General features: G+C 60.8%; 16 protein-coding genes and 1 pseudogene. 8 read left to right on the top strand and 9 right to left on the bottom strand.

Annotation, left to right across the window (positions count from 1 at the left end):
- Positions 1-447, top strand: a 447-nt coding sequence (locus PLJ71_09400) for a hypothetical protein (protein HQM48893.1), incomplete at its 5' end; no start/stop codon positions are given.
- A 76-nt stretch (positions 448-523) separates the two neighbouring features.
- Here the strand turns inward: PLJ71_09400 and PLJ71_09395 are convergent.
- From PLJ71_09395 to PLJ71_09365, 7 genes and pseudogenes are all read right to left on the bottom strand, one after another.
- Positions 524-1,216 carry an SHOCT domain-containing protein gene (locus PLJ71_09395; protein ID HQM48892.1) on the bottom strand — a complete coding sequence of 231 codons (693 nt, stop codon included), beginning with the start codon at positions 1,214-1,216 and terminating at the stop codon, positions 524-526.
- Between the two features lie 137 nt (positions 1,217-1,353).
- Positions 1,354-3,936, bottom strand: a complete 2,583-nt coding sequence (locus PLJ71_09390; protein ID HQM48891.1) for a TIGR03960 family B12-binding radical SAM protein — start codon at positions 3,934-3,936, stop codon at positions 1,354-1,356.
- Between the two features lie 12 nt (positions 3,937-3,948).
- Positions 3,949-5,295, bottom strand: a complete 1,347-nt coding sequence (locus PLJ71_09385; protein ID HQM48890.1) for an amidohydrolase family protein — start codon at positions 5,293-5,295, stop codon at positions 3,949-3,951.
- A gap of 191 nt (positions 5,296-5,486) precedes the next feature.
- Positions 5,487-5,840: pseudogene (locus tag PLJ71_09380) on the bottom strand (DUF3465 domain-containing protein).
- Between the two features lie 300 nt (positions 5,841-6,140).
- Positions 6,141-8,057 carry an acyl-CoA dehydrogenase family protein gene (locus tag PLJ71_09375; GenBank protein ID HQM48889.1) on the bottom strand — a complete coding sequence of 639 codons (1,917 nt, stop codon included), beginning with the start codon at positions 8,055-8,057 and terminating at the stop codon, positions 6,141-6,143.
- Between the two features lie 200 nt (positions 8,058-8,257).
- Positions 8,258-9,070, bottom strand: a complete 813-nt coding sequence (locus PLJ71_09370; protein ID HQM48888.1) for a hypothetical protein — start codon at positions 9,068-9,070, stop codon at positions 8,258-8,260.
- Positions 9,071-9,311: 241 nt separating this feature from the next.
- A complete protein-coding gene (locus PLJ71_09365) occupies positions 9,312-10,529 on the bottom strand; it encodes a sialidase family protein (GenBank protein ID HQM48887.1) in 1,218 nt (405 codons plus the stop codon).
- Between the two features lie 1,144 nt (positions 10,530-11,673).
- Between PLJ71_09365 and PLJ71_09360 the strand changes: the two genes are divergently transcribed.
- Positions 11,674-12,981 carry a Gfo/Idh/MocA family oxidoreductase gene (locus PLJ71_09360; protein HQM48886.1) on the top strand — a complete coding sequence of 436 codons (1,308 nt, stop codon included), beginning with the start codon at positions 11,674-11,676 and terminating at the stop codon, positions 12,979-12,981.
- 120 nt (positions 12,982-13,101) lie between these two features.
- On the opposite strand, the gene PLJ71_09355 is transcribed toward PLJ71_09360, so the two are convergent.
- The gene (locus tag PLJ71_09355) at positions 13,102-16,173 is read right to left on the bottom strand and encodes a glycosyl hydrolase (protein ID HQM48885.1); all 3,072 of its coding nucleotides are present in this window, start codon (positions 16,171-16,173) and stop codon (positions 13,102-13,104) included.
- 349 nt (positions 16,174-16,522) lie between these two features.
- On the opposite strand from PLJ71_09355, the gene PLJ71_09350 reads away from it, so the two are divergent.
- The 6 genes from PLJ71_09350 to PLJ71_09325 all read left to right on the top strand — a co-directional run bounded on the left by PLJ71_09350 (position 16,523) and on the right by PLJ71_09325 (position 25,123).
- Positions 16,523-17,419: a TIM barrel protein gene (locus PLJ71_09350; GenBank protein ID HQM48884.1), complete on the top strand. Its 897-nt coding sequence runs from the start codon at positions 16,523-16,525 to the stop codon at positions 17,417-17,419.
- 484 nt (positions 17,420-17,903) lie between these two features.
- On the top strand, positions 17,904-18,800 hold the full coding sequence (locus PLJ71_09345; GenBank protein HQM48883.1) for an aldo/keto reductase: 897 nt from the start codon (positions 17,904-17,906) through the stop codon (positions 18,798-18,800).
- A gap of 145 nt (positions 18,801-18,945) precedes the next feature.
- On the top strand, positions 18,946-21,960 hold the full coding sequence (gene glnE, locus PLJ71_09340) for a bifunctional [glutamate--ammonia ligase]-adenylyl-L-tyrosine phosphorylase/[glutamate--ammonia-ligase] adenylyltransferase (GenBank protein HQM48882.1): 3,015 nt from the start codon (positions 18,946-18,948) through the stop codon (positions 21,958-21,960).
- A gap of 29 nt (positions 21,961-21,989) precedes the next feature.
- Positions 21,990-23,294: a GAF domain-containing sensor histidine kinase gene (locus tag PLJ71_09335; protein ID HQM48881.1), complete on the top strand. Its 1,305-nt coding sequence runs from the start codon at positions 21,990-21,992 to the stop codon at positions 23,292-23,294.
- A gap of 72 nt (positions 23,295-23,366) precedes the next feature.
- Positions 23,367-24,770: a [FeFe] hydrogenase H-cluster radical SAM maturase HydG gene (hydG, locus tag PLJ71_09330; GenBank protein HQM48880.1), complete on the top strand. Its 1,404-nt coding sequence runs from the start codon at positions 23,367-23,369 to the stop codon at positions 24,768-24,770.
- 92 nt (positions 24,771-24,862) lie between these two features.
- Complete coding sequence (locus PLJ71_09325; GenBank protein ID HQM48879.1) at positions 24,863-25,123, top strand: hypothetical protein; 261 nt, start codon at positions 24,863-24,865, stop codon at positions 25,121-25,123.
- 128 nt (positions 25,124-25,251) lie between these two features.
- Here the strand turns inward: PLJ71_09325 and PLJ71_09320 are convergent.
- Positions 25,252-26,250, bottom strand: a 999-nt coding sequence (locus tag PLJ71_09320; protein HQM48878.1) for an L-rhamnose/proton symporter RhaT, incomplete at its 5' end; no start/stop codon positions are given.

Genomic DNA, 26,250 nt, shown 5'->3' with positions numbered 1-26,250 from the left:
CTTTCGGAGGATGATGGCCGCACCTGGTGCAGCCCGCGCCCGCTGTTGCGCCGCGACCACGGTTTGCCTATCCCTGAACCGCTCTGCTGCTGTCCGATCTACCAATACGCAGAGGGGCGCTACGTATTGCTTCACCACAACAATGATGGGCATTTTGAGGGGTCCAAGCGCGAGGAGACGGGCAAGAACCGGCGACCCGCGTTTATTGCTCTCGGGGAATACCGGCCTGATGCCGAACAGCCGATCTGGTTCAGCGAGTCCAAGCAGCTGTTTGACAACGGCGGCGTGGGCATCGGGCCGCTTACCCGGACCGACTGCGGCGTGTACCCGAGCGTCACGAACCGCAACGGCAACTTCGTCCTGTGGCATCCGGACCGGAAATTCTTCTTACTGGGGAAGAAGATCACCGAAGAATGGCTGAGCACGCTCGAGGCGCCGGGCGGCTGACACGCCTGGAGCGTTGAACAAGGCGGCCGGCTGCGGGCGGCAAGCTGCCTGGGGGGCACGTGTACCCCAGGCCCCGTTACAGCTCGAACAATTCCTGCTTCTTGGTCTGGTATTCTTCCTCGGTGATTATCCCGGCTTTTCGAAGGACGATGAGCTCACGGAGGGCTGCGTCGGGATCCTTCGGAGCTGTGCGGGTTACCGGAGCGCCGGGGGCAGAGGGGCGGGGCAGCATTCGCCATAGTTCCTGTATCTTGGGGGCAATCTCGCGATCCTCGCCGAAGCGGTCTCTCATCTTCACGAGGATGTTTCGGGCGAGGGCAAACTCCCCGTGGCGGATCAGCATATGCGCGGCTTCGAACCATACACCGTGGTTTTCGGGGTTGACATCGAGGAAGGCGCAATACGAGCGCAGGGCCTCCTTGATGTCGCCGCCGGCCTCGAGTTTTCGGGCTTCGGCGAGTGCATCTTCGCGTTTGACGGTGCGCGCCAGAGCGGGATGGTGGAACACTGTCGTGACATACGCGGCAATGGGAATGGCCCCGCACCCGAACGTGGCCGCCAGGACGAGCCACCGGTCACTATCTTCGACCATACCATTGGCCATCACAGACGTAGCCGCGTAGTGGGCGACGCAACAAAAGACAAGCATCAGCACGGCGTAGTGAAGCGGAAACTCGCGCCGCTTGTTTGCGAAGAGCGATCCCACCAGCTGGATGATGAGAAGCAGCATCACATCGGTGATGAGCAGTGTGATGAACCCCGTAAGCATCCGTGTTCCCCATTTGACTGCCAAATCAAATGTAACACATGGGGCCCGGTTTTCCAAGGAGGCGGGAATCGCTGCCGGCCCTTCCGAACAGAGTCTCAGAAAGCGCGCCCTTGTCAGCACTGACTCTTGGATGGCCGTTATTCGTCTTCCGCGAGGTATGTGGCGCGCTTCGTGACGCGGACGGAGGCGGCGCTCAGATCCAGCAGTTCAAGGAGCTCGCGTATCCGCACGCCCCGGGCATTCACACGGCGCATTTCGAGTTCCAGGACCGCTCCGGCAGGTCCTGTTTTCACCGCCATGCGCTTGATCATGGGCCGGACATTCACCATCGAGACGCGCCGGCCCCCTCTGCGGTTCTTCTTGCCTTCGCGCTCGACCTCGATATGCGGACGGGCGAGCAGCTCTTCGACTTTGTGCTGCAGCGCGGCAGGGTCGTCTTTGGTCTCGAGCGTGTACGAAAAACCGGTTACGCTTGCCATGAGGGCGGGGGCTTTGATGGGCACGGTATCCGCCTCGAACGCGGTTAACCCCGGTGGCAGGGCGCGCGCCAGGCGTTCGATGGCTTCCTTGGGATGCACAAAGGCCCGAAGCACCACGTCCATATAGTCGCAGACCGATTCTTCCCCGACGGCGGGGGCGGCTGAGAACGTTACCCTGGGATGAGCATGAAATCCTTGCGAATAGGATAGCGGGAAGTTCGCGCGACGCAATGCCCGCACCCATACGGTTATCAGCTCGTGGTTGGACAAGAACCGGGCTTCGCCGCTGCGCCCGATGCGAAAACGCAAACGCTGGACTGCGGGGGGCTCGCGTCTTTCGGTGTTGGGGGGGGGCAGCTCGGGTGCGGCGCGTGCGGCCTCGATTTCCGCCTCGGCGGCGCGCATCCACATGCTTTGACAGAGCGCACGCTCGGTTTCGTTGAGCCCGCAGTTCCGGCATGCGCCTCCCCTGCAATCGGGCGCGTACTCTCCTCGCAACGCGGCTTCCCAGTCACTGTACAGCCATGCCTTGGAAACAAGCGCGTCGATGTGGTCCCATGGCAGGCGTTCATCCGGGTCGCGCGCGCGAAGGGCGTCTTCGATGGAGAACCCCGTATCTTCGAGCGCCAGCTCCCATGCGGGCAGATTGCGCCACTCGTCCCACGCGTCGAAGCGGGCGCCGTGACGCCAGGCGGACTCGAGCAGGTCTGCTGCCCGGCGGTCGGAGCGCGTGATGAGCCCCTCGATCAGGGATGAGTGCGGATTGTGACGGCCAAACCGGATTGCCCGGTGCGCAGCGAAACCTCCATGCAGGAGCGTCTGCCTGCGCCGGGTTTCTTGCAGACCTATTTGGACCGACCATTGAAAAGGGGTGAACGGTTTGGGGATGAATGTTGATACGCCCGTATTGATCTGCGCGCCCCGGTCAATCTTGCGGACGCGCTCGAGCGTTCGCCGGCAGAGGTCCACGATGGCAAGCACATCCTCGTCCGTTTCGGTGGGCAGGCCGATCATGAAATACAGTTTGAGGTGTTTCCAGCCCCGGCGGAACACCTCTTCGGCGGTGGTGAAGAGGTCCTCGTCGGGTATCCATTTGTTGATAACGGCGCGCAACCGGGGAGTTGCGGCTTCGGGGGCGAACGTAAGGCCGCTCCGGCGGATGTCCGCGATCTTGTCGGCCAGGTCCACGGCGAACGTATCCAGGCGCAGCGAGGGCAACGACACGCTCATGTCGGCCTCGGCAGCGCGGGCGGCCGCCTGATGCACCAGCTCTTGTGCTTTAGAGTAGTCGCACGTGGAGAGCGAGAGCAGGGACGTCTCTTCGTAACCGGTTTCGCGGATGATAGCGTCGAGAAGGCTATCGAGGGTCGTAAGGCCGCGCTCGCGTACCGGACGGGTAGTCATGCCTGCCTGGCAGAACCGGCAACCGTGAGTGCAGCCCCGCAGTACCTCGAGGACGGCGCGGTCATGCACCTGCTGTGTGAAAGGCACAATCAGCTTCGTGGGGTACTTCGCGGCATCGAGTTCGCGGACAAGCCGCTTCCGGACCGGCTGTGCATCCCGCGCGGGAACGACGCACCCGTCTGAAAGCGTTTCCACGGGGTACAAGGCGGGAACATACACCCCCTCGATACGCGCCAGAGCCTCGAGCGCTGCCGTTCGCGGTTTGCCCGTGGTCTCTCGAAGCGCCTGCGCCGCCTCGACGACCGCTTCCTCTCCGTCGCCAACGACGAAGAAGTCCATGAAGGGCGCCAGGGGTTCGGGGTTGAAAGCGCACGGTCCCCCCGCAAACACCAGCGGGTCATCGTCGCTTCGCTGGGATGCGCGTAACGGGACACGCGCCAAGTCAAGCATGTTGAGAATATTGGTGTAGGTCAGCTCGGATTGCAGGGTGAACCCTATGCCGTCCAACTGGCGGAGCGGCGTCTTTGACTCGTGTGAAAGCAGGGGGATCTGGCGGTCGCGCAACGCGGCCTCCATATCGGGGGCCGGCGCGTAGGCGCGCTCGGCCCAGCACCAGGGAAGCTCGTTGAGGATGGCATAGAGTATCAGCAGCCCCAGATTGCCAAGGCCGATGTCGTAGAGGTCTGGAAAGGCCAGCGCGATGCGCACATCGACCGCGCCAGGGTCCTTGTGGATCGCGTTCAACTCGGTTCCGAGATAGCGGGAGGGGCGTTCGACTTGGGGCAGAATCTCGTCAATCAGCCTTGAACGCAAGAGGGGATCTACGGATGGGGTCATGCAGTCCCGTTCCTAAGCAGTCTTTTTCTGAGTTCGCCAGTGGTTCAGCGTGTCTGTGTGGTCATAGATGGCATGGGCGTTGCCTCGCATGATTTGGTCGATGAGCCCGGGCGCATCATCGATATCAAGCCACTTTTCGCGCACAAGTTCCGTGATACCCTGCGCGAGGCCCTGGCGGGCTATGGCGGCGTGGCCCGGCACCATTTCGACGGGCCTGTAGTCGCCGCCGAACGTGAACAGCTTGTTTGCGGGCGCGGCCATGAGATACTCCTTCAGGAACCGGATCGAGGCATGGGGACTCACGATCCACGCCCAGCACATGTCGACGTACGCGTTTGGATAATGTTTCGCAAGGGCAATGGCCTCGTCCTGGTATGGGTAGTCGATATGGAACAGCACAAACTTGGCATTCATGTGGGCTCGCATAACCGGACACAAATCGCCGGCGTTGGTGCGAACCCGGTTGAGCGGCATGCCGCCGTGCCCTGCGTAATAGCCGGTGTGCAGTTTCACAGGCAGGCCGTATTCGGCGGCCTTGTCGATGCAGTAATGAAAGAGATGGTCCTCGACGGCTTTTCGTTCCTCGCGCGACAGGTCATCAGCGCCCTTGGTCAGCAGGCGTTCGAAGAGCGGCGCGGCGTCTTCCTCGGAGACTTGGGCGAAATCCAGGGCACGTCCATAGGCGCACTGATTCTTGGTTGCGATGGCGCGAGGCCCGAAAGTCGCAAAACACCAATCGATGATCTCGCGCCAATCCTTGAGCGAATAGGCTTCGCGGTCCGCAAGACGCTCGACCTGCACAATATCGAGGCCCGTACACAGCGGAACGGTACTGATGTCCTGGGCAAGAAGTTCAGGCATTTCGGTCTCGCAAAAGACGGGGACTTCCAGGTTGTTGACCTGGCAGTATTCGATGTTTGCGACGTCCTGCAGGATGTGTTTGTAGAACCCGGGTTTGACGCCGTCCGCGATCTTTTCGGAAATGCTCTCGCAGTTGGCTTCGGTCAAGTCGTCCTCACCATACAGAAGCCGCAGGGATTCGCGGACGTTGCGCAGGTACCCGGTATGACGCGCGGCCGCGTAGTGAGGCGCAAGCAGGCGGAACTTCTCCTTGGGAGGCATCGTGGCCGTCCGGACCTTCTGCAAGTCGTCCGGAAGCATGCCGGCGACGACCAGGTCTGAGTCGGAATAATGCGAGAAAAGGATGCCGATATCGGAAATCGGGCCTTTCTTGCCTTCGGGGTCGGCCCTTGCTTCAAGGCGCCGGGCTTCCTCCATGAGGTGCTCGTGCGTATCCACGAATGGCGTGGTCGCGACTAGTTCGGCAATCATCTGGGCGGTATCGGCTGGCTCGGCCATCCTGGTCACTCCCGTCTTGTTCCGCGTTCGTCAGCGGCAGGCGCGCTGCCGCCGCCATAGAGAAGCTATCCACTCGCTGCGCTGCGCCATTATCCAATTCCGGCCGGAGTTACGCAAGCGGGGGAGGGGGGCCTCACGGGCGCGCAAATACTGGGGATAGGCGGGGGGTGTGCCGCGGATGTCTTGCGTGGCTATTGGTACATTCTGCTGCGATGTTTTAGCCATCCGCCCATGTGAGAACCATCGGGATCATGGTGGGTCCAGTGAACCGTGCCGCCTTTGGCGTTCCACTCATATTGACCATAGAACTCCACTCTATCCCCGGTCTTGAGATCCTCTATTCGGGGCGCCACATCTATGTTATGACTGATCAACACCGTCTGGCCGGTTCGGAGGCGCAGAATGAATCTCTGATGCCGTGAACCGTCCAGATCGTCGGACAATATCCTCGTCACGACCCCCTCCGCCTGAACTTGAACGCCGCTTTGCTGGTTGTCGAAAGCAGTCTTGAGGGCATTGTCCGCGGCTTGGGCACTAGTCGAAGCGTCGCTACGGGGCGGCCGGCCCTGCCCGTCTTCAGGATGCGGCGCGGTAGTCGTGGTTTGGCTGCGCGTGCTGTCGGGGCGGTTTCGATCGGCAGATGACCGCCACGCGGGTTTGAGAAGCCAAAGGCCGAGCAACAGAAGTGCGATCAGCGGTATGACATTATTAGCTGCCGCGCGCACCGCCGTCTTTTTTCGAACGTTCATGGAGACCCTCTCCTCACGTCCTGGACGCGTCAAAGCGGAGGCGCCCTGCGGGGTGGTGCGGCTCCGCGCATTCCTTGGGGTTTGGGAAGGCAGAGCCTACTTTTCCGACGGGGGAGATTCCTGCTGTTGGGGCTCGAGTTCGGGTTGCTCCGCCTTCTCCGGCTCGGCGGGCAGGGTTATGCGCGCAGGCCTGCTCGCAGGCGGGAAATTGGAGTAGACGCCGTCGAGCATCCAACGATACTTGCCTTCCATGAAGGCTTTGGCGACTTTGTAGATGGCTTTGCCTTGCGTGCGCTTCAAGTTCTTGAAGTTGTCGTTGATACGCTTGCGCGCATTCATACAGAACAGGTCGGCCATATCCTGCAACTGCTCGTCGTCCGTTCGGGCCTTGAGCTCGTGTTCGGTCCGCGACAGCAATGCGGCCATGGCAAACAGGTCCGTGCCGATGTCGACCAGGGCCTGTAGAACAAGCTGTTCGCGTTCCAGCTTTTGCCGGTATTTCGCCATGGTGTGAAACAAGGTTCGCGCGAGCTTTTTGCAGGTTCGCGCTACAAATATCACATGGTCCTGGTTCTTGGGCGAAAGATGCCGCACGTTGAGCGAAACGGAGGTGGGCAACAACACTTTGGGATACCATTTGGCGTAGAACGTCAAGGCCTCCCATATCAGTTTGCCCTTGGGCCCCTTGCCCGTCATGATAGGCATAAGGCGCCTGACATGCGTGTCCATGGCCTCTCGGGCAATGAAGAGCCGCATGATTTCGCTGGTCCCCTCGATAATGCGCGAAATGCGGGCATCGCGAAACATGCGCTCGGCGGGGATGGGTTCTTCGCCGCGCGCGCCAAGCGATTCGGCCGTTTCGTAGCCGCGTCCGCCGCGGACCTGCACGAAGTCGTCGAGAATGCGCCATGCCGTCTCGCTGCAGTAATACTTGGCCATGGCAGCTTCGAGCCGCACGTCGACGCCGCCCTGATCCACCATGGCGCAGGCCAGGGCGTTTATGCTGTCCATGGCGAAGGTGTCGGCAGTCATTTCGGCGAGCATCTTGCTGACAGGCTGGTGTTTGCCGATGGGGGCGCCCCACTGTACGCGTTCGTTGACCCAGTTCTGCGCGAAATGCATGCAGACTTTGCCGGCGGCCGCGGATGCGGCCGGCATGGTCAGGCGTCCGGTATTAAGGGTGGTCAGAGCGATTTTCAGCCCTTGACCGGGTTTTCCGAGGATGTTTTCGGCGGGAACCTCCATGTTGTTGAAGCGAAGGAAGCCGTTCGCGATGCCGCGGATGCCCATGAAGGCGCAGCGACTGACAACTTCGAAACCCGGTTCCGATGTTTCGACAATAAACGCGGTGACTTGCGGTTTCTCCCTGCCTTCGACGATCTTAGGCGCGGTCAGCGCCATGACGATCAAGATCTCGGCGTAGGGCCCGTTGGTGCACCAGAGTTTTTCACCGTTGAGGGTGTAGTAGGTTCCGTCTTCGGACAGCTCGGCAGTGGTGCGAATCTTGGCCGGGTCGGAGCCCACCTGCGGCTCGGTCAAGGCGAATGCGGAGACCGCGCCCTTGGCCAGACGGGGAAAGTATTTCTTCTTCTGCTCCGGGGTTCCGAACCATTTCAGCGGCTCCGGCACCCCGATGCTCTGATGCGCCGAGAGGCATACGGCCGTCGAGTTGCAGTAACTGGCGATGAACGCCATGATGCGGTTGTAGTTGGTCTGAGACATGCCCAGGCCGCCGTATTCCTTCGGGATTTTGAGTCCGAACGCTCCCGCGTCCGCCAGGGCGAGCAGGGCTTCTTTCGGGAGGTCGCCTGACCGGTCCACCTCCGAGGGGTCAATGTATTGTTCGAGAACTTCCCGGATCTTGTTGATGTACGCATCGCCGATGCGCTTGTCTTCCGCGCTCTGCTCGGGGAAGGGATGGAGCAGATCCCAGCGAAACACCCCGCGGAACAACTCGGCGACAAAGCTCGGATGGGCCCATTCGGCCTCGCGGGAATCTTCCGCGAGTGCCATAGCCCTTTCTCTCTCGGAATCGTGACTCATCGCCATCATGTGCCTCCGAACCCTCGTTATGCCGCGGCCCGCGGGTTCTTGCACTAGTGAAACCCGCCCACGGTTCAGTCTAGTTTAAGAGGCCGTACTTGTCAAAACCCCGGCACGTGGCGCGGCGTTGTCTGGAACACGGATACGTTGCCTCCGGCCGTCAGACGTCCTCAGTTACGGTCACGAAAAGCTTCGCTGGTGCGAAATCGTGCCAATACCGGCAGATGGTCAGAGACGCGGAAAACGAGGGTGTGATCATGACCGTCAAAAGTCTCAATGCGGCAGGAAACGGCTTCTTCTTCCGCCAAATCGCGGGAAATGAGAAAATGGTCGTTTCGATTGCCTCCATCCGTGGTGCCGACACCCTTTTGGTCTTCGGGGAGCATTACCACCATGCCGATGGCGGACGCGAGGTCTTCGATGTCTTTCTCCGTCGTGTTGAAATCCCCGGCCACCATGACATCGGGGTCGATGGCCATGTATTGAGCCACCACCTCTCCCAACAACTGTTTTTCCGCCTCGCGCCTGTCCTTGTCCGACCACGACAAATGAATGGTGATGATCACCAGGTCTAACCCATTGCAGGAAACATAGGCAGCCTGGGCGGGATGCTGGAACCCTTCCGGGTCGGGCAGGTCAATCAAGGCAACCCCGGCCTTGGCGAAGATGGCGTTGTCCTGCCCGTCCTGCGAATCCGTGAATGCCGCTGCCACAAAACCCGCCTCGGTGGCAAGGAACGCATCGACCCGTTTCTGGTTGGCGATCTCCTGCACGCACAGGACCTCAGGGTCCAGTTCGGCCAGGCGCGTCGAGAACCATGCGCGCCGGTCTGCGTCCGTTTCCGGATAACCGTAAACGTTCCACGTCGCGATAGTGCACTCATGGTCATGTGCCGCGCCGGGGCGAACATCGAACGGCGGGCTCGTCGATTGACAGGCGGCAAGCGAGACAAGAAGCAGCAGAGCGAATCGCGGGCGTCTCACTTGGCCGATTCCCACGCGCTTGCATCCCGCCAACAGGATGCTTCGAACGGGCCGGTGTGAGACAGTACGTCAATGATGGCCTGCCTTGCCGCCATCACGCCGCCAGGGAATTTCAGACCCACGAGACCTGGATTGAGGATTAACCCACGGGCGGTCACTGTGCGGATGCGGCGCGGCGCATCAGCCTTCTCTATGGAACGCGTTTCGACTGCCATTGTGTATTGCCGGCCAATCCTGGCCCTTACTGTGGGTCGCCTTGCTTGATCCACGCCTTATTGAACGTCGCGTACTTGATGGATCTGCTTCTCTTGTCACCGCCGCCCTCGATGAAGTAGCTGTACGTGCAGTGCAGACTCCCGTCGCTGGCTTCGACAATCGAGGGGTAGTGGAAGCTGCCCTTGTTCTTGTCAACCAGTTCCAGATGGCGGGTCCATTTCCAGGTCTTGCCCTCGTCGTCCGACAAAGACACCGCGAGGCTGTGGCGTCCTTGCGGCACGTCGTTGTAAATCAGGACCCAGTCACCATCGCGCATCCCCATGATCTCGAGTCCTGCGCCCGGATTGCTGAGAGTGGGGTGATCCTGCACGACGCTCCACGTTTCGCCACGGTCCTGGGACTCAGAAACCAGAATGCGCTTGGGAGGGGGCCCGTTGTCGCGCATGAAGGTCACGAGGGTGCCGTCTTTGCGGCGTGCAAAACTGGGCTGAATGTTGCCGCCGCCCACGATCGGCTCGCTGAACGACCATGTGTCGCCCCAGTTGTCCGTGATCGCCACCAGCGAAAACGAGAAACCGTCCGAGTAAAGGCCCACGAGCATCCGGCCATCGTCGAGAATGCAGGGATGTGCGCGTGTGAACCAGCCCAGCCGGCTGGTCAACTTGTCGCCGGCTTGCTCGATGTTGCGCTGTTTCCAGGTTTCGACCTCCTTTGCCATCTCCTCGGGAATCTGGATGGAAGCCAGATACTCGTCGGTTTTCCGCGTGACCACTTCCTGGAAATTGTCGCCCGGCTTCGGATGCAGGACATACATCATATCCCACTCGGGCGGGCCCTCCTGCTGCATGTAATTGGACGAGATTTTGTACTTCATCAGGGCGCTTTCCCATGTATTGGCCAGAATTGTGGGCCACAACAGCCACAACCGTTCCTGCCGATCGATGATCATGCAGCAGTTGGTATCGGGGAAATCGGGCGTGTCCGCCATCAGGAACGGCTCAGACCAGGCCTCCGCGCCCTTAGGTTTGCGGGCGCCCCGGATCAGCACGTCGTCAGACTGCCGTTCGCCGGAACCATGGAACCAGCATGCCAACAGGTCGCCATTTGGACATTCCACGATACAGGAGCCGTGGTTGTGCCAATCCTCCAACGGAAAGATAAGCTCTCCCTTGTACATGAGGGTATCCGTCTGCGCCGCCGCGGCCAGGCATGCCATCGAGATCGCAAACAGGTGCGCGTGCATCACATTCTCCTTTTCGTGAGTAAGATTTGATTCTCGCCAGTTCGACGGCTGGCGCCGGCCTATTGCCTCGGCAGCCCTGCCGCTCTTGCATCCGCGCATTATACCGGAATGCGCTTTTCGCGCATCTATCTTCACAATTGCCTCAGAACGCCGTGCCACCGGCCTCTGCCGCCCCTGCGGGGCTGGAGGTGGGGGATGCGTCTTCCCAGGGCTGCGCCACGCGTTCCGCGTGGCTGGCCCTGGGCTACGGCCTGCCGCCCCTTGCGGGGCTGGAGAAGGGGACAATCGATGTCCCAGGGCGGGAGTTACAGGGGCAGGAGAGGTGAAAGCCCGATGCAGAAACAAGACGTTGTCGTAACGGGTTCCCGCCTCCTCGTGTGGGACCGGCGCCCTCGCCGGTCGGGAGTTCGTGGGCGATGTGGCACCGGCACATATCCCGGCTCGCTCTTGGGACATTCCCGCCTGGGCACAACAGTCCGACACAGCGCCGAAGGCGCGTAACGCAACAGTCTTTACATCGCCAACGGTGTGTATCATGCCAGCCCTTACAGCGCCGAAGGCCTGGGGAAAGGGATTCCCGTTCCCCAGCGCCAACGGCGTGAAACATACCCCCCACGATACCGTTGTCACCTCTTGAGCGCCGAAGGCGCGTAACATACCAGCCTTGGCTGAAGGCCAAGGAAACCGGCCCCCCAAAAGAATCCCACAGGGCTGAAAGCCCGGAACATCGCGTCGCCTGGCCGTTCAATTCACGCTATGTTTCGGGCCTTCAGCCCTCTTGGCTGTTTTGAATCCGATCCCCTGGCCCTTCAGGCCAGGCTGGTATGTGACGCGCCTTCGGCGCTCCGGAGGCCCCATGTTACGCGTCTTGGGCGCTCTGGAGAGCCCTCCGCTGTGGCGCGGTTTCCAATCCCTTCGCACCCTTCACACCTTCCTGCCGCCGCCAAAGCAACTGGGCGGCTGAGACCTTTGGCGGAGCGTGCACGGCGAGTCCCTGACAGGCGCTCTCGTTCGATGCAGGACCCCGCACGGGGGCGCAATTTGAATAGCCGGGGGCATCGCCACCGGACGTGCTTGTTCTTTGCGCGTGCTCCGGTATACTGTTCTTTGCAAGGCACCCATCATCGGGGAAAGGAGAAGTCCCATGCCGAGCCATACCCGCCGCGATTTTCTCAGAAACTCCGCTTTTGGCCTGGCCGCCGGCCCGCTGCTGATGGCGCAACAGGCGGGCGCTGGAGACACCGTCCCCCCGAGCGAGAAGATCCGCCTCGGACTCATCGGCTGCGGCGGCATAGGACGCGTTGACCTCCGCACGTTCTTCATCAACCCCGAGGTCGAGTGTCCCATCATCTGCGACGTTGACGATGCACAGTCCGCGGAGGCCGCCAAGATCGTCGAGGGCATGCGCGGCAACAAACCCGACATCGTCAAAGACTTCCGGCGGGTGATCGACCGCAACGATATCGACGCTGTGCTGGTGGCCACGCCCGACCATTGGCACGCCCTGCCGACGGTCTATGCATGCCAAGCGGGCAAGGACGTCTACGTCGAAAAGCCGCTCGGGCAGAACATTCAGGAAGGCCGGGCTATGCTGACCGCTTGCCGCGAGAACAAGCGCGTGGTACAGATGGGCACGCACTGGCGCAGCGGCGACCACTTCCGCGACGCCGTCGAGTTCGTGCAATCCGGCAAGCTGGGCCGAATCCGCCTGGTCCGTGCCTGGGCATACCTGGACTGGGTCGGCGGCATCGGCAACCCGGCCGACTGCGAGCCCCCTGCCACGGTCGATTACGACTTCTGGCTCGGACCTGCTCCGAAACGGCCGTTCAATCCCAACAGGTTCCACTTCAATTTCCGCTGGTTCTGGGATTATGCCGGCGGGCTGATGACCGACTGGGGCGTGCATCTGCTCAACATCTGCCTGTGGGCGATGGGACCGCAAATCCCTCTGCGCGTGAGTTCCTCGGGAGGGAAATACGTCGCCGACGACAATAGCGAGACCCCCGATACCCAGGTTGCCGTATACCAGTTTCCCGAATACACCCTCGTCTTCGAACAGATGGTGCTCGGAGGTCTCGGGCCTGGCGGACGCCCCCACGGAATGCTGTTCAACGGCACCGAAGGCACCGTCATCATCGACGGTGGCGGATGGGAAATCATCCCCGAGCCCAAGAAGAACAGCCTTGAAGCGGCCAAGCACCCCGAGAGCCCCGACCCGCGCCCGGCGCACGTCCGCAACTTCCTCGATTGCATGAAGACGCGCAAGGACCCCGTCGAACACCTTGAACTGGGGCACTACGTCTCGACCGTTGCCCACCTGGGCAACCTTGCCCTTCGCTCCGGCAGCGAGATCCATTGGGACGCCGAAAACGAGCGCGTCAAAGACAACCGCGAAGCCAACCGTCTCGTCGAATGCGACTATCGCAAACCCTGGAAACTGCCGTATACGTAAGAAACCTGCAGGGCCGGTTTTTGGGGCAATATGGCATTGCGTGAGTGGACGGCCGAGCACTCAAGCACGAGTCCAAGCGTACGGTCGGACTGCGAGGCCTCGACCGGTGTCCGTCATTGTTCAGTCATACAATGCCAGGCGCACGGTTTCCGGCGCATAGGGTTCGATGAGCAGCTTGTTCTCGCCGGAGGCGAGATGCCGGGTGATGTCGACGCGGAAGGGGGCGCCGATGACGCCGCCGGCATAAGCGCCGTTAACGGTAAGCCGCGCGCCTTCGAATACGCCGTCCATCTCGACGCAGACCCGCTCCTTGGCCAGATCGACGCCCTCGGGCAGGGCAAACACGCCCTCGAACGGGTTGGCCGGACGGCTCAGGGGCTTGCCGACATGACCCCAGGGGGCATCGCCGTACTGCACGACCTCGGCGGCCGCCAGCCACGTTCCCGGCGTTTCGACGGACGCGTTCCAACCGTCCGGAGCTTCCCGGGAGGCCTGCCACGAAGCGTCCAGGTTAATCTGGAAGACAACGTTGTCCGAAGTGAAGTGGAACTCGAACCGTCCGATCACTCCGGCGGGATTGTCCTTGCCGCTCGTGTTCTCGGCGGCAATTGCAAGCACGTTGTCGCCTGCGCGAAGGGCGCCTGTAAGCTGGAATTCCTGCGGTTGCCTCCACGCTTCGTCTCCGGGCGCGCTTCGGCCAATCTCGTTGCCGTTCACGAAGAGGACAAAGGCGTTGTCGGCGCTGAGCAGAGCCCGGGCCGACGCGAGCCCCGAAGTGTCCGGCAGCGACACGGTTTTGCGGAAGTACCGCATGCCGGGAGGGGCGTTGGTGAGGGCGTTCTCGCCGGGATGCCATACCCACTTGCACCCTTCCAGGGAGAGCGCCGCAGGTTCCGGCGTCTTGGCTTCGCCTGTCCGCGCCAGGTCGAGCACGCGCCTTGGTTTGGCCCCGCTTTCCTGGATTCGCGCTGGTTTCGAACGGGATTCAGGCGTGAACACGAGCAACACGCTTTCGAGGGGTTCCAGGGTGAGTTTGAACTCGGCTTCGTTTTCGCTGATGCGCGTGAACGGCAGGGCGGAAATATCGTTGCGCAGCGGATCCCAGCACTCGGGAAACCCCTTGGCTTGAGCGCGCAGGGTGAACGTCCTGGCCGGTCCCTCGTACACCTGGTTGGCAACAAAAAACACGTCGCGTTCATCTTTGACCCGGTGCAGGACGTGCAGCCAGTTCCCCGTGTCGCCTTCGACCACTTCGAGGGTCGCGTGAATGCCCGCCTCGTCTCTGAACACTGTTTGCAACATCTCGGGCGTCACGGACTCCGGCAGCAGAAATGATTTTCCGCCCGAAGGCGCCGTGCGGCAAGGATTTATCGACGGCTCCGCGCCGCCCCATAGCGCCTGCACGAGGTCCGCGATCTCCCCGGAACCGCGGCCGAGCGACGCGGACTTCGAAGGCAGGAAACCGTATCCTGCGACCACGCCGCCCGATTCGAAGAAATCCCGGGCCTTCAGCAACGTTTCGTATGGGATGGTTTCGACGGGCGGCACTATCAGGATGTGGTATTTCTCATCGCGAAGGTTCAGCAACGGGCCGCTGATACGCATGTCCTTTTCGAACACCTCGTAGGGAATCCAGTCGCAATCATACAAGGCGTCCTGCAGCGCCTCGCTCATGGTGTCAGGGCGCACGGCTTTGCCTGCGTGGCAGCTCTGGCCAAGGTATAACAGCGCGACGGGACAGACGTGCCGGCCGCCGGTCAGCACGTGGCTCAACCGCGCCGTATAGTCCGCGAACACCCGGTACAGGGGCCATCGGGGCTCGAAGCCGCCATTATAGAAATACGGCGGGCAATCGGTGTCGTCAGGGGCGCGCGGATTGAATGAGTGGGGGATGAAGAAGTTCACGCCCGACACGTGCATGTGATCGGCCCACCACTTCATTTCCGGATAGGTGAGGTCTTGCCCCCTTGCCCCGAATATTTCCACCATGGTGACGTCGCCGGGCTTGCCATAGGCGTGGGTGATGGAACTCCCCAGCTTCGGCGTCTGCCATGTCGGGTGGTCGCGCGCCACGCGTTTGCCCATGATGAACTGGTCGAACACTGCGTCGATGCCGCCCATGTCGCTGTACTTCTCCAGCTGGAACATGTCGCCCGCGCACAAATCCTGGCTCAGCGGACAGTCCGCATGCTCGAGGAAGTGGCCGATGGACCGCACATGGTGCTCGTGGCACCAGTTCGTGATTCCTCCATACAGCGTTCGGCCCCAAGCCTCCGCCAGCGCGAAATTGTACTTAAACAACGCGGCCGTCTGCTCGTCGGGGTCCGCCAAGGTGAGCTTCTTCGCAATGAACGCGCGTTTCCAGTCTACCCCGAGCTCGTTCAGCATCGGGATCACCTCCGTGCCCCAATCGCCGTACGTCTCCGGCTCGTCGTAGAAGAATCCTTTGATTGTGGGTCCGAAATCGTTTGGAAAACGGTCATAATGCGGCTGGTACACGGTGTCGAGATACCAGTCCACCGCGGCTTGGCTGGCTCCGTCGACCAGATAGTTTTCTCCCCGCTTCGGTCCCAGTGCCCATGTGAAGGCGGCAATCTGGAAGCCTTTTGGCAGCGTCGTATCAAGTATGCCGTCACTGAAATCTCGCGTGAGGTCGAGGAGCGAGTTCCCATCCCATCCCTCGCCTTTTGCCCGGCCCGCAATGACGGCAACCAGATTCTCCACCGACGGCGGGATGGCCCCGGCATTTTCGAAGACGGCGGCTTGGAGCCTCTTGCTGGCATATTCGGCGGGGACGCGTCCGCCTGCCTCGCCGCTGGGCCACCATTTCTCGTCAAATATCCACATGTCGAGGTTGTGACGTTTGGCGGCTTCGAGGCAAATGCCCAAATCGCGGAACCACCCCTCGCCGAGCCAGTCGTTGTGGGGGCGCGACTCCGCGGTGAAACATCCGTTGCCGCCCTCAGCGACCTTGCCCAGGTACATTTCCAGCCGCTCGCGGCTTTCGTCGCCATGCAGCCAGAACAGGGGGCCGGTCCACCGGCGCGCTTCCATGGGGACTTCCGTGAACACGCGCTCCAGTTCATCGAGGGCCGGTTGCGCCCCCGCCTGGAAGACCGGAAAGATCGCCCACATGCCCACTATCACAACCCCCTGCAGCGCAATTTCGGCAAAATGGCCTCGTTTGATCATGTGTAACACGGTTTCCTCTTGGATTATGCGCTTCCGGCCACGTTCCGATTGCCCAACCCAGCCCGCATACGATAGAGGATGCCCTTTCGTTGTTCAACGCACCTTTCCTGAGCGCCTCGAAGGACGGCACAGGACATCCAGAGCCCGGGGCGCCTCGCGCATGGTTGGACTGGGATAAAAACTTGCGCTGAAAGGGCCCTGCATGATAACAAAGGGAGTGACCGTCGAAGCTGGTATGGTAATGGCTTATTGGGGCGATATGCGGACGGTTCCGAGTCGACAGCACGGACTCGCTCAAGATTCACGCAAAATGACGCGTACGTATGAGCAGATAGAAGGAGACATGACCATGCAGAACCAATCCCGCCGGAATTTTCTGTCGACGGCCCTCGGGCTTGGCGCGGCGGCTTCGATAACGTCGCCGTTTAAGGCCTTTGGAGCCGAAAAACCCGGTTCGAAGATGAAATTCGGTTTAGTAACCTATCTGTGGGGCCAGCACTGGGACCTGCCGACGCTTATCGCCAATTGCGAGGCATCCAGGGTGTTGGGCGTCGAACTTCGCACGACACACAAACACGGCGTCGAACCCACTCTGACTCCCGAACAGCGTAAGGAGGTGAAGAAGCGCTTCGACGACAGCCCCGTGGACTTTGTAGGCATTGGCAGCAATGAGGCCTTCGATCATACCGACCCCGAGGCCTTGAAGAAGGCCATTCAGGCCACGAAGGATTTCATTAAGCTCAGTCAGGATTGCGGAGGCTCGGGTGTCAAGGTCAAGCCCAACAACCTCCACAAGGATGCAGAGGCCCCCGAGGTTACCATCAAGCGCATCGGCAAGGCCCTCAACGAAGTGGCCGCTTTCGGCGTGGACTATGGCCAGCAGATCCGGCTCGAAGTGCATGGACAATGCCAGGAACTGCCCATAATGAAACAGATCATGGACGTTGCGGACCATCCCAACGTAACGGTCTGCTGGAACTCGAATTCGCCGGATCTTGAGGGGGAAGGCCTGGAGCACAATTTCAACCTGGTGAAGGGCCGCTTTGGCGCTACGGCGCACGTGCGTGAACTGAACGAGGGGGATTATCCTTACCAGGACCTGATAAACCTCTTCGTCAAAATGGACTATGCGGGATGGATCCTGCTTGAGGGCCGCACCGACCCCCAAGACAAAATCGCCGCGCTGATCGAGCAGCAGAAAGTGTTTAACGAGATGGTTGCCAAGGCCCAGCAGGCGTTGGCATAGCGAGGCGGGTTCTCGAATAGAAAGGGGACCATTCCCGGAACCGGCTTTCCTCGTTCGGCTTAGGGTCGACCGGTCTCCAATTCAGGACCAGCGAAGCGTGGTGCGTGAGCGGCGCTGAAAGGTGACTCTTGTCCCCCCTCCGGGGCTGGGCTGGATGGTCGGGGTCGGTGTTGATTCCAATTCCAGGGCTGCGCCACGCATACCGCCGGGCTTGCCTTGGCCATTGTTTATTGCCTCCTGCGGGGCTCCGGAAGCGGCCCTCGGAAGAGACTATTGTGGTTGCGGCCGACGGTCGCGCTATGAAAAGGATAAGAGGCGGCCAAATCCGGCTCAATATGCGCTATACTGCTCTCAGTAGAGCGCTGGCGTCGTGTTTCATTTTCGCCAGAGGAACATTCTCATGAGACGACGCACTTTCATGAGATTGGGCGCAAGCTCAGTGTTAGCCGTCGCGCATCGCGAAATCACTGCACGAGGAGACACCATGGAAGCAGCACCCAAGCCAACCGCCGCGTTGCCCCGTCGGGCCTATGGCGAAACCCCCGTCGAGCTGTCCGTCATCGGGTTTGGCGGCATCGTTATCACGAACGTCGACCAGAAGCGCGCCAACCGGGTGGTAGCAGAGGCTTTCGAGCGCGGGGTCAACTACTTCGATGTCGCCCCGACCTATGGCGACGCCGAAATCAAGCTCGGACCGGCTCTCGAGCCCTACCGCAAAGACGTTTTCCTGGCGTGCAAAACAACCCAGCGCCAGCGCGCCGAGGCCGAGAACGAGTTCCGGCAGTCCCTTGAACGCCTGAGGACGGACCATTTCGATCTGTACCAGCTCCACGGGCTGTCTGATCTCACGAATGACGTCGAGCCCGTTTTTGCCAAGAACGGCGTGATGGATATGTTGCTCGAACGCAAACGCGCGGGACAGATCCGGTTTCTGGGATTCTCGGCTCATACCGTTGAGGCTGCGTTTGCGGCATTGGACCGTTACCAATTCGATTCGGTCCTGTTTCCGATCAATTTTGGCTGTTTCTACGAAGGGGATTTTGGGCCCCAAGTTGTCCAGAGAGCCAAGAAACACGGGGCCGCGCGTCTTGCCCTCAAGGCCATGGCTCTTCAACAGTGGAAGGATGGCGACCCCAAACACGAGAAGTACCCGAAATGCTGGTACGAGCCAATCACGCGGCGCGACCTGGCCGCGAAAGCGCTCCGCTGGACCCTCAGCCAGCCCATCACCGCCGCTATCCCCCCTGGCGAAGAAGAGTTGTTCTGGTTGGCGGTCGACATCGCCTCGACGTCTATCGAGCCCGCCCTGGGCGATGCCCAGGAACTCGAGACCATGGCTCACGGCTTGAACGTCATCTTCCGCGTTGAGAAAAAGGTTTAGCAGCCATTCGCCGGGGTGGAAGAGGCCCGTGTATTGTCCCTTGTTTTTGGGCGGGTTTCCCTCTTAACACGGTCCCTATTCTTCTTACATGCGCCCCTTCCTTCATGGAGATGAATGCTCCACATCCGTTGCGGAGCCTGCTACAATGGCTCCGCTTAGGCGGCGGATTACGGTATACATGCGAGAAGAATTCCTGAACATCGACTTCTGCGAGCCAGGGAAAGCAAGCGAGTGTCTTACCGCCATTCTGGGAGAAGACGAGTCAAGTCTTGCGCCTGCGCTTGCGGAGGCGCTTCGGAATGCGGCGGACCCGACGGCGGCCGTTGTGCGCATGGACCGTTACTTCGAGATGTGCATCAATCCGCGAACAGAACGGGCTCTCATGTCGGCCACGCCGCGCTATACGGAAATGCTGGTCACGATATTTGACCAGAGCCACTACCTCACCGATATCGTCTGCCGGAATCCCGAGTTTGTGTCATGGCTGTGGGAAGAGGCGAGCCTTGACGCAGCCGTTCCCCGTGCGCAGGTGGAGAAGGAACTTCGGCGCCAGCTTGCCGCGTTCGACGCTTTTCCTGGTCAGGCGGCCTCGATGCGCCGTTTCAAACGCCGCGAATTCCTGCGCATAGCGGTTCGCGACATTTTTGCGCACCGTCCGCTCGCCTCTCTAGTAGAAGACATGTCAAACCTCGCCGATGCGACTGTTTGCGTTGCTCTCGAATGTGCGCAATGCGAGGTCTCGGCCCGTTACGGCAAACCCCGTTCGGGGGGCAGCGGAGATGAAGCCACGTTTGTGGTGCTGGGCATGGGCAAACTCGCCGGCCGTGAGCTCAACTTCAGCTCGGATATCGATCTGATTTTCCTTTACTCCGGCGAAGGCGAAACGAGCGGCGGAACTTCGGGCAGCATCAGCAATGCCGACTACTTCCGCCGCGTCGGGGAGCGCATCATCAAGATGCTGCACGAGCAGACCTCCGAGGGGAATGTTTTCCGGGTGGACATGCGCTTGCGTCCGTACGGCCGTTCGGGCGCCTTGGCGGTGAGCATTGACAGCGCCATCGACTATTACGAACGTTTCGGACAAGCCTGGGAACGCCAGGCCCTCATCAAGGTTCGGCCCGTCGCGGGTGACCTGGCCCTCGGGGAAGCGTTTATCGAACGCACGCGGCCGTTCACCTTTCCCCGATACTTCGACGACGAAACGCTTGAGGATATCCGCGTGACCAAGCAACAAATGGAGGCCCGCGTGGGAAACCGCGGTGAAGCCGGGCGCGAGGTGAAGCTGGGTCGCGGAGGCATTCGAGACATCGAGTTTACCGTGCAGGTGCTGCAGCTCTTGAACGGCGGCCGGCTTCCCGAGTTGCGCACCGCCAACACGCTTGAGGCCGTCGCCGTACTCGGCGACCGCGGGATTCTCCGTCCTTTTGATGCGGCTACGCTCAAGAGCAATTACACGTTCTTGCGCCAAGTCGAGCACCGCCTGCAGATCGAGGGCAGCCAGCAGCGTCACGTGTTGCCCAAGGATCCTGGTGAACTCGACTGCTTCGCACGCCGTTCAGGATATGCCAGCGGCGATTCGTTCATGGCGGATTACCGTGACCGGACCGAAGAGACGCGCCGGATCCTCGAAGGCTTCCTTGCTTCGAAGGGCGACGGAACATTGTGGGTAAACGATCTTGTGAATCCTCATTCGGATGGACACGATGGCATCGCGCGATTGCGGGAGTTGGGCTTTCGCGACCCGGTAAAAGCCCGCCAGGAACTGCTTGGCCTGAGTATGGGTCCCGAGGAACACACCAATACCTTGCGTGTTCGGCGGGCCTTCGCCAGTATCGCGCCCAAGTTGCTCAAGTCATTGGGGGAACTTTCTAACCCGGACGCCGCGTTGCTTCGTTTGGGGCAGCTTCTTGCCAACCTGCACGCCCCCGGGGCGATCTACGACATCCTCAACACCGACCCCACACTCTGCCATCAACTGACGCGCCTCGTCGCCAACAGCGTCTTCCTGACCGAGATCCTTATGCGCGAGCCCGGCCTGTTCGACGTTATCGGCGCGCGCAGCGGGCTCGACGAGCCCGCTTCGATGGAGCTCTTGCAGGAGCGTCTGGAGGATTTATGTGGCGCCTACGACCGGGAAGCCGCCCCGTACCGTTTTGTGGCGGGAGAACTGCTCCGCATCGGTATGCGCGACCTGTTCGAGTTCGCCGGAGTGAAGGAGGTCGGCGAAGAACTCACCAACGTTGCCGAGGTCTGTGTGAAGCATGTTCTCGACCGGGCAACTGCAGGCGTTGTGAAACGCTACGGCGATCCTGGCGGAGCGTTTGCCGTCCTTGGGGCGGGTAAGTTTGGCGGCCGTGAACTCGGATACGGCAGCGATCTCGACCTCGTATTCGTGTATGAGGAAGAGAAATCCGCGGAATCAAGCGTTTCGTCCATCGAGTATTATACGGCGTTGTCTTCGAAGCTTCTGCGGACGCTCAAGGAACCTACGCGTTACGGTATCTTGTACGACGTCGATGCCCGGCTTCGTCCTGACGGCAAGAAGGGGGTGCTTGCGGTGACGGCCTCGCGTATGCGGGACTATTATCGGAATGACGCCCAGGCATGGGAGCGTCTTGCTCTGGTTAAGGCGCGTTGTGTGGCGGGCGACCCGGCGTTTGGCAGAGCAGTCGGCGAAATGGCGAAAAACCTCGTGTTCGACCGGCCTCTTACGGGGGAGGAACTCGACAATATCGAGGAAGTGCGGCGAAAGACAGTTGGCCACGCTTCCCCGCACGACCTGAAGAAGGGGGAGGGCGGCATCGCCGAACTGGAATTCGCGCTGCGGCTTCTGCAACTCTTCCACGGTCAGGAGTGTCCCGGCGTGCGCTGCGAGGACGCGCTCGGTGCGCTTGATGCCTTGGCGGGCATTGGGGCGCTCGAAGGCAAGGATGCCTCCCAATTGCGCGAGGCCTGCCTTTTCCTCAGGCGGCTCGAGAACCGCATACGCATGATGCACGGGCGGCCGGGGAGCGGGCTTCCCGAAACGCCTGAGGAACGCGCCGACCTGGCCAAGCGGCTCCATATTGACGAGGACCTGGCCGCCGTGACAGCCCGTCACAGGGCGAATGTCCACGCGGTGTATGAAAAGGTCCTGAAATCGTTGCACGGCCGGGTATGACCGTCCGGCGAAGAGAGCATACAGACACCATGAGCAGAATTGAGGAAACGGTCCGTTACATCGACCTTGCGCGGGTCACGGTGCCCATTCATGAATTCACGGCCGATGAGCGCTCCGCCCTGGATGACGTCAATCACCGCGTGGCTTCCGGACAGTCGCTCAGCGATGTCATGGATTTCGTGTTCGAGTCGACTTTGGAATTGTTTCCCTGCGACCGGCTGAGCATCTCCTTCGTACAGGAAGACGACCGCGTCGTGTCTCATTGGACTCGTGCCTTGTACTCGCCGGTGATCCTGCAACCTGGATATGCGGAAGACCTTCGCCAGAGCACGCTCGCCCGGGTTCGCGACACCGGCCATGTTCGCATCATTGATGACCTGGAGGCGTATCTGGCCGCGAAGGGCAGCAGTTCCTCGACGCGCCTGTTGGTGCGCGAGGGCGTGCGGTCCAGCATGACCTGCCCGCTCTCGGTCGAGGGCCGTAACGTGGGTTTTCTGTTTCGCAGTTCGCGGGAGCCCAACGCCTACGGGATGCACGAGGTGCTGCTTCACAGCGCCCTTGCGGAGCGCCTCAGCCAGGCCGTCGAAAAGGCGTATCGCATCGAGCAACTCACGGCGGCCAACCAGGCGTATGCGGAAATACTGGGATTCGTAAGCCACGAGCTGAAGAGTCCTCTCGGCGGCATCGTGATGGACGCCAACGTGCTGGACCAGGAATACCTGGGCCGTCTGGAACCGTTACAGCGGGAGAGGATCGCGAAGATGCGGGGCAAGGCCGAATATCTCCTCACGCTGATCAAGGACTACCTCGACCTTGCCCGTGTCGAAGGCAGCGGCTTTGGTTTCCAACCGCGCGGCGGGGTGGATTTTATGGCGGATGTCGTGGCGCCGGCCATCGATGTTGTCCAGGCGCAAATCGAGGAACGGCGCATGAGCCTTACGCGGGAAGTCCCCGACAATCCTCCGGCGGTGGAATGCGATCCCGGACTTCTGAACATCGTGATGGTGAATTTGCTCGGAAATGCGGTAAAATATGGCAATGAAGAGGGTCACATACGCCTTCGCGTGACTTCGGCTGAACGCAAGCTCGCGGTGTCCGTCTGGAACGAAGGACCGGGGTTTCCCAAGAGCGAACGGTCGAAACTCTTCAAGAAGTTCTCGCGGCTGCAGACCAGAGAATTGATGGCCCGGAAAGGCACGGGCGTGGGACTTTACACGTCATGGCGGATTATCCAGGCCCATGGCGGGCGCATCTGGGCCGACGCGGAAGAAGGCGCGTGGGCCGAGTTTTGTTTCGAGATTCCGCAGCCGCTTGACCAAACCGGTAGCCAATAGGCTCGAAATCTGCCCCGACTCCGTCCGGGCGGGCCGTCAACCTCGAGTCAGACGCCATAGAAAGTCATGCCAATGTTAGTAGACCACGCTGATACCGCCCCCTTTATCGACGAAGAACAAATCGAGGCCACACTGGCCCGCGAATCCCGCAAGGACGCCGCCCGTGTGCGCGAGGTCCTTGCCAAATCGCGCGAACTGCACGGCCTCGAGATGGACGAAGTAGCCTCCCTGACCACCGTGAGCGACTCGGAGTTATTGGGTGAGATGTTCGAGGCCGCCCGGTTCGTCAAGGAGCAGATCTACGGCCGGCGGCTGGTTCTGTTCGCACCGCTCTACATCTCGAACCTCTGCGCCAACGAGTGCCTTTATTGCGCGTTCCGCAAGACGAACAAACAGATCAAGCGCCGTGCCCTTACCCAGGAGGAGATCGCCCACGAGACCCGCATCCTTATCGACCAGGGACACAAACGGATACTGCTGGTGGCGGGCGAGTCGTATCCTGTCGAGGGATTCGATTACGTGCTGAAATCGGTTGCCACGATATACAACACGCGTCACGCCAACGGCGAAATCCGCCGCGTGAATGTCAATGTCGCCCCGCTGACGACCGCCGAGTTCCGACAGCTCAAGGCCGCGAGCATCGGCACGTACCAGCTTTTCCAGGAGACCTACCACCATGAAACATACACCAAGATGCATGTTGATGGGCTCAAACGCGACTACAACTGGCGCGTGACCGCCATGGACCGCGCCATGGAAGCCGGTATTGACGACGTGGGGATCGGTATCCTGTTTGGACTGTTCGACTACCGATTCGAGATCCTGGCGCTCATGCAGCATATCCGTCATCTCGAGCAGCGCTTCGGCGTGGGGCCGCACACCATCAGCGTACCGCGGATTGAACCCGCCCTGAACGCCGAGATTGCCGCGCATCCCCCGCATCCGGTGTCGGATATCGATTTCCGGAGGATCGTCGCTATTCTGCGGCTGGCGGTTCCCTATACCGGCATCATCATGTCGACCCGCGAGACCCCGAACATCCGCCGCGAGACCTTCGCATTGGGCGTTTCCCAGATCTCGGCGGGAAGCCGCACCAATCCCGGCGGATACGCGGAAGACGAGGAATACGATTGCAGCCAGTTCGCGCTGGGCGATCACCGGCCGCTCGATGAAGTCATCCGCGATGTCGCATCCCTGGGTTACATCCCATCGTTCTGCACCGCCTGTTACCGCCTCGGACGCACCGGCGAGGACTTCATGGACCTCGCCAAACCGGGCAAGATCAAAGACCACTGCGACGTTAACGCCGTCAGTACCTTCATGGAGTATCTGTGCGATTATGCCTCAGACAAGACGCTCGCGGTCGGCGGGCAATGCATCGCCGACGCTCTCGAAGGCATGACGCCGGAGCGCCGCAACACCGCGCAAACCCTCATTGACCAGGTGAGAGCGGGCAGACGCGATTGCTGCGTGTAGAGGCATGTACGGCAATTCCCGCTTGATTCCCGAAACGGCCCCATGCACACTCAGGGCGTTGGAAAACATGATAAACCACGGAGAGAACCGCCATGGACAAGCACATCATCTACGGCGTGCACGTTACCAACCGCGTGGCCAAAGCCCCGGACATCCAGCGACTCTTTTCGGAGTACGGCTGCAACATCAAGACGCGTATCGGCCTGCATGACGTCAGCAAGGACTACTGTTCGCCCGGCGGCGTGATCGTTCTCGAAATGTTCGGCGACGCGAAGGTCTGCGAGGAACTTCGAAAAAAACTCGCCGCGATAGAGGGCATCGAAGTCCAGCAAATGATCTTCGGACATGATTAGCGGAAACGGGGGCACAACTGCTTCTGTACTGATGCCGGAGCGTTTTCGTGGGCGGGCGGCGGTCTGGTTCCAGTAAGGATCCGGTAAGGTGCCATAGAGCCCGATGGTTATCCGGCCATCCTCGTCAATCACATGTCGCCGGGCGCGTGGTCTTCGACCGGGGCCTTGTCGCCGGCCTCGGCTTTCGCCTGCGCGGATGCGAGAAAGTTGCCTGTGCCGACTACCACGGTAGACAGAACAAGCACGAGAATCCCGCCGAAGACCGTGCTTCGTGTGCCGCGGCTTGTGCCTTGCCATTCGCGCCCAACCAGTCCCCAAAGGTTGCTGAACGCGATGATAAACGCCATGTGGATGGTCCAGCTTGAGAAGTCGTACTTGCCCATCTGTGTCGTGCCCATGCCATAGAAGAAGAACTGCAGGTACCATGTGACGCCTGCGAGCGCGCACAGGAGGTAGTTGAGGCCAATGCTGTGCTCGCCCGCGTTCACGTAGTTGTGGGCGGTTCGGTTTTTCGCGTTCAAGAACAGGCACCAGACAAGGTTGGTGGTCAGGCCGCCCAGGAGCGCCACGACCAGCACCGGGAGATTCGAGAAAATCTCGGGGGCGCCGTGCGCGACAGCGGATTCGAGGATGGGTTTGCCTGCGGCAAACGCAAAGGCCATGCACGCGCTCATGACTCCGGCGAAGACCGCGACCCATGCGCCTTTGATGAAGTTGAACTCCTTGATCGTGGCCTGCTTTTCTGCGTCGGAAAGTTCGTGTTCCTTGCGCACCCCTGCCCATCCGCAAATGGTTATGCCGCCGAGGCATACCGCTACGCCAGCCAGGGTCACCTGCCCGGACAGCTTGACCAGCAGGTCAACGAATCCGCCCTGAAACATAGGGGGAATGATCGTTCCGAAAGCTGCGCAGAAGCCCAGCGCCAAGGCGTACCCCAGGGAAAGGCCAAGGTAGCGCATCGAGAGGCCGAAAGTCAGGCCGCCAATACCCCACAGCACGCCGAAGATATAGGTCCAAAAGAGGCTCGAGGGCGGAGCGCTTGACAGGGTTTCCATCAGGTTTGGGCAGATCAGGGTTGCGCCGGCCAGTGGCGCTACCAGCCAACTGAAGACGCCTCCCACCAGCCA

The sequence above is a fragment of the Candidatus Hydrogenedentota bacterium genome (assembly GCA_035416745.1).
Taxonomy (GTDB): Bacteria; Hydrogenedentota; Hydrogenedentia; order Hydrogenedentales; family SLHB01; genus UBA2224.
Note: the sequence above shows the minus strand (reverse complement) of the source record. Positions and strands in the feature narration are given on the sequence as shown.